This window comes from Kribbella qitaiheensis (genome assembly GCF_014217565.1).
Lineage (GTDB): Bacteria > Actinomycetota > Actinomycetes > Propionibacteriales > Kribbellaceae > Kribbella > Kribbella qitaiheensis_A.
Genome location: NZ_CP043661.1, coordinates 8,092,719 through 8,104,996 on the forward strand (window position 1 = coordinate 8,092,719; position 12,278 = coordinate 8,104,996).

12 protein-coding genes are annotated in these 12,278 nt (G+C 65.5%); 11 read left to right on the forward strand and 1 reads right to left on the reverse strand.

What is annotated here, in order from left to right; all coding sequences use genetic code 11:
* The 4 genes from F1D05_RS38160 to F1D05_RS41685 all read left to right on the forward strand — a co-directional run bounded on the left by F1D05_RS38160 (position 1) and on the right by F1D05_RS41685 (position 2,733).
* Positions 1 to 723, forward strand: coding sequence for an SDR family NAD(P)-dependent oxidoreductase (locus tag F1D05_RS38160; protein WP_206685996.1), 723 nt, complete (start codon positions 1 to 3; stop codon positions 721 to 723).
* Positions 720 to 1,778 carry an SGNH/GDSL hydrolase family protein gene (locus tag F1D05_RS38165; RefSeq protein WP_185445058.1) on the forward strand — a complete coding sequence of 353 codons (1,059 nt, stop codon included), beginning with the start codon at positions 720 to 722 and terminating at the stop codon, positions 1,776 to 1,778. Before F1D05_RS38160 ends, F1D05_RS38165 begins: the two co-directional genes overlap by 4 nt.
* Before the next feature lie 103 nt (positions 1,779 to 1,881).
* Positions 1,882 to 2,376, forward strand: coding sequence for a hypothetical protein (locus F1D05_RS38170; protein ID WP_185445059.1), 495 nt, complete (start codon positions 1,882 to 1,884; stop codon positions 2,374 to 2,376).
* A gap of 27 nt (positions 2,377 to 2,403) precedes the next feature.
* A complete protein-coding gene (locus F1D05_RS41685) occupies positions 2,404 to 2,733 on the forward strand; it encodes a glycerophosphodiester phosphodiesterase (RefSeq protein WP_246486315.1) in 330 nt (109 codons plus the stop codon).
* A 287-nt stretch (positions 2,734 to 3,020) separates the two neighbouring features.
* On the opposite strand, the gene F1D05_RS38180 is transcribed toward F1D05_RS41685, so the two are convergent.
* Positions 3,021 to 3,230 carry a hypothetical protein gene (locus F1D05_RS38180; RefSeq protein ID WP_185445060.1) on the reverse strand — a complete coding sequence of 70 codons (210 nt, stop codon included), beginning with the start codon at positions 3,228 to 3,230 and terminating at the stop codon, positions 3,021 to 3,023.
* Between the two features lie 99 nt (positions 3,231 to 3,329).
* Here F1D05_RS38180 and F1D05_RS38185 point away from each other — a divergent pair, with 99 nt between their 5' ends.
* The 7 genes from F1D05_RS38185 (at position 3,330) to F1D05_RS38215 (ending at position 12,276) form a co-directional block, all read left to right on the forward strand.
* Positions 3,330 to 4,103 carry an IclR family transcriptional regulator gene (locus tag F1D05_RS38185; protein ID WP_281388881.1) on the forward strand — a complete coding sequence of 258 codons (774 nt, stop codon included), beginning with the start codon at positions 3,330 to 3,332 and terminating at the stop codon, positions 4,101 to 4,103.
* Between the two features lie 301 nt (positions 4,104 to 4,404).
* Complete coding sequence (locus tag F1D05_RS38190) at positions 4,405 to 5,733, forward strand: ABC transporter substrate-binding protein (protein WP_185445062.1); 1,329 nt, start codon at positions 4,405 to 4,407, stop codon at positions 5,731 to 5,733.
* A gap of 18 nt (positions 5,734 to 5,751) precedes the next feature.
* The gene (locus F1D05_RS38195) at positions 5,752 to 6,690 is read left to right on the forward strand and encodes a carbohydrate ABC transporter permease (RefSeq protein ID WP_185445063.1); all 939 of its coding nucleotides are present in this window, start codon (positions 5,752 to 5,754) and stop codon (positions 6,688 to 6,690) included.
* A complete protein-coding gene (locus F1D05_RS38200) occupies positions 6,687 to 7,574 on the forward strand; it encodes a carbohydrate ABC transporter permease (protein WP_246486316.1) in 888 nt (295 codons plus the stop codon). The genes F1D05_RS38195 and F1D05_RS38200 overlap by 4 nt, the downstream gene beginning before the upstream one ends.
* Positions 7,575 to 7,641: 67 nt before the next feature.
* On the forward strand, positions 7,642 to 9,855 hold the full coding sequence (locus tag F1D05_RS38205; protein WP_246486317.1) for an FAD-dependent oxidoreductase: 2,214 nt from the start codon (positions 7,642 to 7,644) through the stop codon (positions 9,853 to 9,855).
* A complete protein-coding gene (locus tag F1D05_RS38210) occupies positions 9,855 to 10,646 on the forward strand; it encodes an SDR family NAD(P)-dependent oxidoreductase (protein ID WP_185445065.1) in 792 nt (263 codons plus the stop codon). Before F1D05_RS38205 ends, F1D05_RS38210 begins: the two co-directional genes overlap by 1 nt.
* Positions 10,647 to 10,692: 46 nt before the next feature.
* Positions 10,693 to 12,276, forward strand: coding sequence for an N-acyl-D-amino-acid deacylase family protein (locus F1D05_RS38215; protein ID WP_185445066.1), 1,584 nt, complete (start codon positions 10,693 to 10,695; stop codon positions 12,274 to 12,276).
* Positions 12,277 to 12,278: the final 2 nt, after the last annotated feature.

The window sequence follows — 12,278 nt, forward strand, 5'->3', positions numbered from 1 at the left end:
ATGATCCGCAGAAAGGCACTGGTCACCGGCGGCGGCAGCGGCCTCGGCGAGGCAGCGGCACAGCGGTTGCGTGCCGACGGCCTCGAAGTCGTCACCGTCGACCTGCGCGGCGCCGACGTCGCAGCCGACGTCACCGACCAGGAGTCGCTGGCCCGCATCGTCACGAAGGTCGGCCCGGTCGACGTCCTGGTGAACTCGGCGGGTGTGGTGGGACCGAACCGGCCGCTGATCGAGACCACGGCCGACGAGTGGCGCGATGTGTTCGAGGTGAACGTCATCGGCACCGTGAACACCATCCGGGCGTTCGCGCCTGCGATGTGCGAGCGTGGCTGGGGCCGGGTCGTCAACATCGCGAGCATGGCCGGCAAGGACGGCAACCCGAACCTGTCGGTGTACTCCGCCTCCAAGGCCCGCGGTCATCGGGCTGACGAAGTCGGTCGGCAAGGAACTCGCCACCAGCGGTGTCCTGGTCAATGCCATCGCTCCGGCCGTCATCGCGACGCCGATGAACGACAACACCGCGCCGGACGTACTGGCGCACATCACGAATCTCATCCCGATGAAGCGGGTCGGCCGGCCCGAGGAGGTGGCCGAGCTGGTGGCGTTCCTCTGCTCCGAGCGAGTCAGCTTCTCGACCGGCGCGGTCTACGACATCAGCGGCGGGCGGGCGACCTACTGAGCGTCGACCAGCAGCTTCTGCACGCAGTACTGATCACTCGATGAAGGAGACGGCGATTACTACGCCCGAGGCGCTGACGGTTACGACATCGGATGAGATCGAGTGCGACTGGTACCGGCCGGGCGACCCGGAGGGCAAGGGCTGGACCGATACCGACCAGCTCTATCACCGGTTGCCCGCCCGCGCCCGCGGCGTTGTTCCCGACTCGGTCTGGGACCTCAGCACGTACCCCAGCAGCCTGCTGGTGCGGTTCCGTACCGATGCCGCCCGGATCGCTGCCCGCTGGACCGTCGGCCTGCCCCAGCTGGGCACGTGGCACATGGCGCCCTCAGCGCGGAGCGGCCTGGATCTGTACGGCCGTGATGATGCCGGCCGATTCCGCTGGGTCGGGATATCGCAGTCGAGCAGCTACCCGACGACCGTCGCCCCGATGGTCGATGGTCTCGACGGAGCCGTGCGCGAGTACCTCGCCTATCTCCCGCTGTTCAACACGCTGGAAAGCCTGGAGATCGGCGTCGAACCGGGTGCGCGGTTCGAGGTCCTGCCGCCACCGGGTGATCGACCGATCGTCTACTACGGCACCTCGATCGTTCACGGAGCCGCCGCGTCTCGTCCGGGCATGACCGTGCCCGCGCAGCTCGGCCGCCGACTCGGCCGGACCGTGGTGGGCCTGGGATTCTCCGGCAGCGGCAAGATGGAGATCGAGCTGGCCCAGCTGATCGCCGATATCGACGCCGCCGTCTACGTGGTGGACTGCCTGCCGAACATGGACGCCGACCAGGTCACCGAACGGGCATTGCCGTTCATCCGCGAGCTCAGGTCACGGCGACCCGACGTCCCGGTTCTGCTGATCGAGGACCGCACCTACGCCAATGCCTGGGCCCGCCCGGCGATGCAGGACCACCACCGCACCAACCGCGCTGCGCTGGCCGAGGCGTATCGTGCGGCGAACGACCCGGGAGTGCACTACGTCACTGGACAGGGGCTGCTTGGTGAAGACGGCGACGACACCGTCGACGGCTCGCACCCCACCGATCTCGGCTTCGCCCGGATCTCCGAGGCGCTGACGCCGATTCTGGAACGGCTGCTCGGTCGATGATCACTACGGCGAGACCAGCGCCTCGACGTCCATCACCCCAGGATTGACGACCCGATCCAGCCCAGCATCGGCAAAACTCCCGGCAGCACATCGAGAATCGGCGGTGTCGTTGACTGCACGCCGGGTGCGGGTTAGGGGCGCGGGCAGCCCGATCAGCAGCAAGTCCGAGCACGGCCACCAGATGCGGTACGACGCGAGCGTCCAGCGAACGGTGAGATTCGAACTCGGTGAGGCTATGACAGCAGGGGCGGTCCCGGCGCTCGCTGCTGAACGCCGCGCTCCGGGCACTGCGCGGTCGGGCACTGCGTGGTCGGGCACTGCGCCTACGCGTACCGCAGCCCTCGGCGACGTTCCTTGCCTTCCTCGCCCGGTCGCCGAGCAGCCGAACTACGGGGTCGCGATCGCGCAGCTCGCGAACGCCCGGCAGCATGACGCGATAAGGCTCTACGGCCGCAACTCCAACGTCGCGATCTACACCGGCGTGCAGCAGATCCATGCCGACAACGCGTCCCCGCGAGAGGTGTTCAAGGCAGTCGCCAAGCGCCTCGACGCGATCGGGGACGAAGTGCGCCGCCAGTACGAGGAGAAGGTGCTGTGATCGTCACTCGGTACGAGGTGAAGCACTGTGATCGTCACCGGACACCGGGGCGCTCTTGGCTCCGAACCGGAGAACACCCTGCGTTCCTTCCGGCGAGCTGTAGCGGACGGCTGCGAGCTGGACCTCCGTGTCACCGCCGACGGTGAACCGGTCGGCTCCTGCACGATGCAGGAGCCGACCGCACCACGAACGGCCACGGACCGGCGTCCTCGATGCACTTCGCCGACCTCCGCGCTCTCGATGCCGGCCTCGGCGAGGTCGTCCCGACCTGGGCAGAGACGGTCGAGGCTGTCTCGGTGCGCTTCCAGGCGGAGGTCAAGGCCCTGGAGGCGGCCTCCTTGCTGGCGGAGTCGCTGAAGGATCCCGCCCTGGCGCCCGCACCTCGTCACCTCGTTCTCGTCGGAGACTCTGCTGGCCTTCCGCCACTTGCTGTCGTCGGCCGCAACCGGCCTGATCCTCGGCCGTACCCCGCCTGTCGACCAGATCCTCGCCCGTACTCACGCTGCCTCCACCGGCTGGGCTCTCTGCGGCAGCGATCTTGATCGGCACGTTGTCTGACAGATCAACGACCGGCTCGCGCGGACGAGTGGACCTGACCGGCATCGCGTCCACCTCGCCGCCGAGGTGGTGAGCACCCTGCACGCTCACGGTCCGGCGGTCACGGCGGCTCTGACCTTCGGCTGATCGCAGAGTTCGTCCGGTTCGCCCGCGACGGCGGCGCCACGCAGACCTCGCCGATCGCGGCGCGGATGTCGGTGGCGGCCGGCTAGGTTGCCGTCAATTCCCTCCGCGGCGCCGGCGGCCTCCTGCCGGTGCCGGTCCTCGATCCGGAGCTGATCGCGTAATTCGAGCACGGCCAGAGCCGCTAGCGGGTCGATCGCCTCTGAGTGCTAGGTGCATCGAGACGGCTGCTTGTGCGTTGCGGGCGCTTTCCCTCATGATAAGCTCGCCTCGTGCATAATGAGCCCGTTGCGTCCAGCAATCAAGCGTTGGCGCGTGGGCTTCTCGTGCTCCAGATGCTGGTGGAGTCCCCAGATCCGTTGACAACCACGGAGATCGCGCGACGGCTCAACCTGCACCAGAGCTCGATCAGTCGAATCCTGACGACGTTGGCTCAGTACGGCTACGTGCGCCGGCCGTCGCGTGGCCGTTTCGCTCCCGATTTCGGGTTGCTGTCGCTGGCAGCAAGCACCATCCCGAAATTCTCCCTGGTGACTCGTCCGCGGGCGGCGATGGAGCAGATTGCCGAGTTGTGTCCCGGCTTCAGTGTCACTTTGGGCGCGCTCTGGAAGGGCAGGATGATCTACTTCCTGCGAACCGCCACCGGCGCGCCCACGGTCGACTTCGTGACGTCAGACTTCCCGGTTCACCTCTCTGCGCCCGGTCTGCGATTGCTGGTGGATCTCCCGCGCGAGGAGGCGTTGGCAATTCTGCGCGGATCCCGGGAACGCTTCGGCTGGCGTGGCGAGGACGTGGTTCCCTCCTCGGAGGAGGAGGCGCTGGACTTCGCGACTGCGCAGGTCGCGCACGATGTGCTCATTCTCCCCGGCTGGAGCCGGCGTGGCGACGTCGGCGCTGCGATCCCGGTTCAGTCGCCCGATGAAGGGCAGCAGCCGTTGGCGCTCTCGTTGACGGGCACCGCAAAGCCTGGCGTCGATCAGGACACGCTCCGTCTCTGGCTCCACGACGGTCGTCGTCTGCTGGAGTCCGCACTCCGCACTCCCTGAGGCGATCAGGGCGTCGCTGTCGACTCGAACAGCTCCATCACCACTACGGGATCCTTCGAGTCGACCGGCTGCTGTCCTCGCGTTCCCAGTTTCTTCCAGGGCGTGACGTCCTGCCCGAACTCACCGGCCGGCCTCTCTCCGGCATCTTCGGCGACCGCCCGGAGTCATCCATGTGCATTGCGCATACAATCAAAGTCAGCGGAGAAAGCTGATGCGAATCGTATCCCTATGCGTATTACGCTGATACGGTGTCCGAGATGCATCTAGCAGGCCAATGCTGGAACATATCGAAGGAGCATCCATGGTGATCTCTGCACCCGCCGCCCGACTGAGCCGACGTCGAGTCCTCGGCGGCGCCTTCGCCATCGCCGCAGGCGCCACCGCGCTGGCCGCCTGCGACAGCCATGGTTCGTCCGGATCCGCAGGTGTGCTCAACGTCTGGGGTGGTGTGCCGGAAGATTCCGGGCCGGGCGACATGATTGCCGCCTTCGAGAAGGCCAATCCGGGCATCAAGGTCAAGTACACGCGTTATGTGAACGACCCGACGGGCAACCTGAAGCTCGACACGGCTCTTCAGGGTGGGGTGCCGATCGACGTGATCTTCAACTACGGACCACCGAAAGTCAGTAAGCGTGTCGCTGCTGGGCTCCTGGTCGACCTCAGCGAGAAGATCGCGGCAGAAAGCAGTTTCGCGAAGTTCGCTGCGGGCGCCACCCCGAGAGCGAATTACGTCTTCGACGGCAAGGTCTACACCGTGCCTGCAGCAAGGTCGCCCCAGCTGGTGATGGCGAATGCTGACCTGCTCGACAAAGCCGGAATCGAGATCCCGGCCGACTGGGATGTCGAGGACTACCACCGGATTGCCAAACAACTCACTGTTGGCTCAGTCAACGGATCGCTCGGTTCGCCGGCCATCGGGGTGCCGACCCTCGGCCCGGATGCGAACTACACGAAGGGCGGCCAGGGGTCGAACTTCGCAGCTGCCGCCTGGCGAAAACAGGTCGAACTAGGCGTGGAGATGCAAAACGATCGCAGCGCCGTCCCGCACAAGACGGTCCTGGCCCAGAAGCTACAGACGTTCGCGCAGAACGCCTTCCTGGGCGGGCAGTTCGCGATGCTCAGCACCCAGGCTTTCCTTGTGCGCTATATCAGCGACACCAAGCAGTATCCGCACTCCTTCAAGGTGCGCGCTTACCCGGTCCCTGCGCCGGTCAAGGGCAAGGCGTACTGGAATCCAGGCGCCTACGGCGACCTGATGTCGATCAGCGCCAAGTCGAGCCAGAAGGACGCGGCCTGGACGTTTCTCAAGTACTGGGTGACCAACGCAGGCGCCTACATGATCAAGGGCGGCCGGCTGCCCTCGCTACCGGACCCGGCCAAGAAGGCTGACGCGATCAGCCAGCTGCTCGGGCCGGACATGACGAAGCTCTACGATGTCGACTCGTTCGGCGCGGTGCTCTTCGACCCGGCCATCAAGATTCCGGTGGACACGATTTTCACCGCCTCGACCGAGATCGCCGACCTTCAGACGAAGCTGAACGATCAGGCCTACCTCGGTTCGATCTCGGTCGATCAATGGGTGCAGCGAATGACAGCGCAGTCTGATGCGGCGATCCGCAAGGCGAGCTGAGATCGGGGTGTCCACACCATGACCAACGTCATCGTCAAGAGTGCGCCGGCTGTTGTTCAGCGTCGGCCCGCACGGTCACGGCGGATACCGACCAGGGTCGGCTGGCTGTTCATCGCGCCGAACCTGCTGGGCTTCTTGGCCTTCACCCTGATTCCGCTGGTCGCCGGCCTTGCGATCGCCTTCACCGACTGGAATGTGGTCTCCGGTCTCGGCGCAGTCCATTTCGTCGGTCTGGACAATTTTGCCGAGCTACTCGGCGACCCCCTCTTCTGGACCTCGGCCCTGCGCACTGCCGGGTACGCCGGAATCAGCGTTCCTGGCACGATGTTGCTCGGGTTGCTGCTCGGTCTCGCGCTGAACAGCGATGTTCCCGGCCGGGCGGCCCTCCGGGCGATCTTCTTCATCCCGCACATCGTCAGCTCGATTGCCATCGGCATGGTGTGGCTACTGCTCCTTGGTCCGGAGAACGGTCCGATCAACCGGATCCTCCAAGGCCTTGGCGTGTCCTCTCCGCCCGGTTGGCTGGTCTCGGAGGTCTGGGGACTGCCGTCGCTGGTGCTGATCGTCACCTGGTCCGGCGTCGGATACTGCGCAGTCATCTATGTCGCTGCCCTGCAGAGCATGCCCCCGAGCCTGCACGAAGCAGCATTGCTGGACGGAGCGGGACCGTTCGCCCGGTTCAGAACAGTGACCTGGCGGTCGTTGATGCCGACCACCACCTTCCTGGGAGTCACGATGTTGATCAGCCACTCACAAGGCTTCGGTCTGATCGCCTTCCTCACCCAAGGTGGCCCGGGAGATTCGACGACGGTGTTGTCCTACTACATGTACGAGCAGGGGTTTCAGTTCTACCGGTTCGGCTACGCCGCAGCCATCGGAATCATGAGCTTTCTCGGCGTGCTCGTCCTCAGCGTTGTGATGTGGCGATTCCAGCGCGGCCGCGGGCTGTACACGTGAGCGGCTCGATCGAGGCGGTCAGCACCCGTTCTCGCGCCACCAGCGCCCGGCTGTCGCGGCTCCCGCGGCTGATCCGGAAATATGCCCTCGCTGCCGTGCTGTGGATCTTCGCGCTCGGCTTCATCGCGCCGCTCGTCTGGATGGTTTCGTCCTCGCTCAAGCGAAACATCGACGTGTTCACGGTCCCGATGCGATGGATCCCGAGTCCGATTCAGTGGGCGAACTACGCCGAGGTCTGGCTGGGCGATCATTCGATGTTGCGGTACTTCGGCAACTCGATGCTGGTGACCTCGGTCAGTGTCGCGGGCGACCTGATCACCTCCTCGATGGCGGGCTATGCCTTCGCCCTGCTGAGCTTCCGTGGCCGGAACAAGATCTTCTTCATCTACCTTTCGACGGCAATCGTCCCGTCCCAGCTGCTGCTCGTACCGCGCTTCATGTTCTTCCAGCAGGTCGGTCTGTACAACACATTGTGGGCACTGATCCTGCCTGGACTGTTCACCCTGTACGGCACCTTCCTGCTCCGGCAGTTCTTCATCGCCACACCCACCGAGCTGGCCGAAGCCGCCCGACTGGACGGGGCAACCGAGTGGCAAGTGTTCTGGCGGATCTATCTGCCGCTGGCGCGCCCGATGCTCGCGGCCCTGGGAATCATCCGGTTTGTCGGATCGTGGAACGACTACGAGACGCCGTTGGTGATGTTGTCGGATGACTCGCGCTACACCATCCCGCTCGGGCTGACCCAGTTCGTGGACGGTGACGGTGGTCTGTCGGCCGGCTTGGCGATGGCTGCCTCGGTGTCGTCGGTACTTCCGATTCTGATCGTCTTCTTGATCTTCCAGCGCCAGTTCGTCGCCGCCCTGGCCTTCACCGGGCTGAAGTGAGCCGCGCGGGCCGGAAGTTGCCACCCTCGATCGCCACGAAAGCGAGCTGAACGTGCGAGTAGAACAAGTGACCTCCGACTTGACGGTCATCGGCGGTGGTTTGGCCGGAGTCTGCGCGGCGATCGCCGCGGCCCGCCAGGGCGCGACCGTCAGTCTCGTCCAGAACCGTCCGGTCCTGGGTGGCAACTCCTCAAGTGAGATTCGGGTCTGGGTGTGTGGTGCCACAGCTCACGGCGTTCAGCAGTACGCCCGCGAGACCGGCATCATGGGAGAGCTCTGGCTCAGGAACCAAGCCACCAATCCCGACGGCAACCCCTACTACTGGGACTTGGTCGTACTGGAGGCAGTGCGCGCTGAGCCGAACATCACGCTGTTTCTCAACACCGACATTCGCGATTCCGAGGCGGACGGCCCACCACAGGAGCGCACGATCCGCTCGGTCACCGGCTGGATGATGGGATCCGAGAGGCTGATCACCTTCACCAGCCAGGTCTTTTGCGACTGCACCGGTGACGGCTACCTCGGCTACCTCGCAGGTGCAGATCACCTCACCGGTCGTGAGTCACGCGATGTCTACGGTGAGTCCTGGGCGCCCGTAGTAGCGGACAGCACGACGCTCGGCAGCACAATCTTGTTCTACACCAAGGATGCCGGCCATCCGGTCGGCTTCGTCGCGCCGAGTTTCGCGGTGGACATCGAGCGAACCGGCATCCCGGAGCATCGGCTGATCACGCCCGACATGAACGGGTGTGACTACTGGTGGATCGAATGGGGTGGCGAACTGGATATCGTGCACGACGATGCACGGATCCGGGATGAGCTGCAAGGGGTGATCTACGGGATCTGGGACTACATCAAGAACTCGGGGAAGTTCGCCGCGGACAACCTCACCCTGGAATGGATCGGCGCTGTTCCCGGCAAGCGCGAGTACCGGCGGTTTCTCGGCGACTATGTGCTGACCCAGCACGACGTACTGAATCAGACCGAGTTCGACGACCGGGCAGGCTTCGGCGGATGGTCGATCGACTTGCACCCGGCAGGTGGGGTCTACGCCACCGAGCCCGGTTCGCGGCACTGGCACCCCGACGGCAACTACCACATCCCGCTTCGATCGCTGTACTCCCGCAATGTCACCAACCTGTGGATGGCCGGCCGCAACATCTCGGCAAGCCACGTCGCGTTCGGATCGACCAGGGTGATGGCGACCTGTGCGTTGACCGGCGAGGCAGCAGGGCTGGGCGCTGCGGTTGCAGTTGGCAACGATCTGACACCAAGACGGCTGGCGACGGAGCAGTTGGAGCTCTTTCAGCGCGCGCTGACCAAGTCGGACGCATCGGTGCTCGGCCTGGTCGACACTGATCCGGCCAACCAGTCGCTCACCGCGACCGCCAAGGCATCCTCCACGCTGCGTGATGTCTGCGTCGAGGGTCCGATCGTGGCGGCCTTCGAGTTGAAATCCGCGGTGGGCGTGGTCTTGCCCGTCGCCCCCGGGTTCGAGGGCCTTGAGTTGTTGGTAGAGGCTGATGCCGATACCGAGATCGTGGTAACGGTGCATGCCACCGACAAGGCCCAGGTCTACCTGCCTGGCTCACCGATCAGTTCTGCCACGGTGCCGGTCATGGGAGGCCGAGCGGAGTGGATCGAGGTTCCGGTGAAGGCCGGCCTGGAGGGGTCGGCCAATGTCTTTGTGGTGATCGAGAAGAATCCCCTCGCCCGGTTGCAGCTCGCTGATCACTCCGAACCGGGCATCTTGGTCCTTCGTCACCGTGACGCCCCACCCGACGAGATCTGGACCGAGCAGTTCAGGCATTGGAAGTTGGCCGAACACCGCCGCTCCGTTTGCCTGCGCACGCGGGGAAATGTCGACGTTTACGATGCACGGCACGTCATCGGAGGGTACGCACGTCCCTATGCGGGACCGAACATGTGGGTCAGCGCGCCACTCGCCGACGATTCCAGTCCGTGGATCGAACTTCGCTGGAGCGCGCGGGTAACTCTGACCGAGCTGACCGTCATCCTCGATGACTCCCTGGACATCGACCTGACCAACCTTCATCGCCAGAGGACCGAGTTCGACACCATGCCGGGGTTGCTGACCGACTACACCATCCAGGCAGAGACTGCCGAGGGCTGGATCGAGGTTGCTGTTGTGAGAGGCAATCAGCGGCGCAAGGTGAGGCACCTGTTCAAGCCGGAACTCACGGCCGAGGCGATTCGGTTGGTCGCTCAAGCAACCGGTGGGGACCCGCACGCTCACGTTGTTTCGTTGCGTGCGTACTGATGCGATTTCAGGATCGGGTTGTTCTGATCACCGGTGCGGGGTCGGGCATCGGACGGGTGATCGCACAGGCCTTCGCCGGGGAGGGTGCGGCGGTGGCGGTCACCGACATCGATGAAGCCGCCGCCACTGAGACGGCGGCCATGACGCCCGGTAGCTTCGCGCTGCGGCTGGATGTCACCGACGCACAGGCGATTCGGGATGTGTCGGCCGAGATTCAGGATCGGCACGGTCCGATCGACGTCTTGATCAACAACGCGATGATCTGCTCGGACACGCCATTCACTGAGATGAGTGACGAGGCGTTGCTGCGCGAGTTGAACGTCGATCTGGCCGGCGCGATGCGACTCACCCGTGCAGTGCTGCCAAGCATGGTCGCGAAAGGCAGCGGGGTGATCGTGAATCTCAGCTCGGTCAACGGCGTGCAGTACTTCGGCCAGACCGTCTACTCCGCGGCGAAGGCGGGGCTGATCTCGTTCACCAGGTCCATCGCGGCCGAGTACGGCCGATACGGGATCCGCTGCAATGCAGTGGCGCCGGCCTCCATCGCGACGCCCGCCTGGCAGCGCCGGATCGAACGGAACCCGTCCGTCCTCGAGCGCCTCACACAGTTTTATCCGCTGGGCAGGGTCGGCCAGAGTGAGGACGTTGCTGATGCGGTGCTCTTCCTGGCTTCGGACCAGGCATCCTGGATCACCGGAATCACCCTGCCGGTCGACGGCGGGCCTGCTGGCCGGCAATGTGTCGGTGGCGGGGCTCGCGGACGATTCCAGCCTCCGTCGTTGAACTCGTGAGGATCAGACCGCGACGTGTCGGTGAGTGGAGACTGGAGGGATGCGGATGAGTGAGTCGGTGGTACTGCGGGGCGGGGCGCTGGCCGATGCGCGGCTGGGGCCGGAGCCGGTGCCTGGTGACCTGCGGATCACGGACGGGCGGGTGGCCACCGTCGGTGCGGTGGAGCCGGAGCCGGGTGAGCGGGTGGTCGACTGCTCCGGTCGGTTCATCCTGCCGGGACTGATCGATGCTCATTCCCATGCCGATGCGGCGGTGTTCGACGACGAGGTCAGCCAGGCGCTGCTGCGGCAGGGTGTCACGGCGGTGATCGCAGGGCAGGACGGGGTTTCGTTCGCTCCTGGCGACGGCCGGTACGCGACCCGCTACTTCGCGGCCATCAATGGTGCGCATCCGAGCTACCGCGGTGGGGGAGTGGCCGCGCTGCTGGACGGGTATGGGCACACCACGCCGATCAACGTTGGATACCTGATCCCGGCCGGCACCGTCCGTGAATCGGTCTGCGGCCTGAGCGCCGCGACACCGACGCTGGCTCAGCTAAGGCAGATGCGGGACCTGGTTGCATCCGGTATGGGGGAAGGCGCGCTGGGGTTGTCGACGGGTCTGGACTACGTTCCCGGCTGCTTCGCTGACGTCGACGAACTCGCCGCGCTGTGCGCCCCGGTGGCCGCGCGAGATGGGCTCTACGTCACCCATATGCGTGGCGGTTATGAGGAGAACTCCCGAGCGGGCCTGGACGAGGTCGCCTCGATCGCCCGCGCGAGTGAGGTCAGGGCCCATGTATCGCATTTCCACGCCCGCTCGGAGTTGATTGTGGAACTCGTCGAGGAGTTCATCGCTGCCGGAGTCGATCTGAGCTTCGATTCCTACCCGTACTCGCGTGGCTGCACGATCTTGGCGATGCTGGTGCTGCCCCCGGCCTTTCTGCGCAACGGATTCGACTCCTGCGTTGCCGAGCTTGGCCGCCCGGAGGTGGGGCAGCGGTTCTTGGCCGAGTGGATCCCGATCATGGCGGCCCGTGCGGACATGGGGCCGAACTGGGCGGACAACATCCGCTTCGCCCACATCGCCGCGGACTCCTATCGGTGGGCGCATGGCCTGACGCCGGCCGCGGCCGCGGGCCGGCTCGGGATTTCGCCTGCCGAGTTGGTGCTACAGGTGCTGGCCGAGGCCGACCTCGAGGTCAGCGTGATCATGCGGGTGCCCAAGGAACGCAACGACGCGGAGATGGCCGGGCATCTCAAGCACCCGGCCCACATGGGCGGCTCCGACGGCATCTTTCTCGGGCGGTCGCCGCATCCGCGCGCCTTCGGGACCTTTGCCCGCTATCTCGCGGTCTTCGGCGCCGAACGCGGGGATCTGGGCTGGACCGACATCGCCACCACGTTCAGCGCCAACCCGGCCCGCAGGTTCCGCCTCGGCAGACGCGGCTCGCTGAGCGCGGGCAGCATCGCCGATCTGATCGTCGTCGATCCTGCCGCGGTCCGGTCAGCGGCCGATTACGACCATCCGCGCCGGCTCGCCGAGGGCGTCGACGATGTCTTCGTCGCCGGGCAGCAGGTGCTCCGCCGCGGCGAACTGACCGGGGTCCGCAGCGGCATCGGGCTGCGCCGGGAGCCGATTGTCGGCTGACC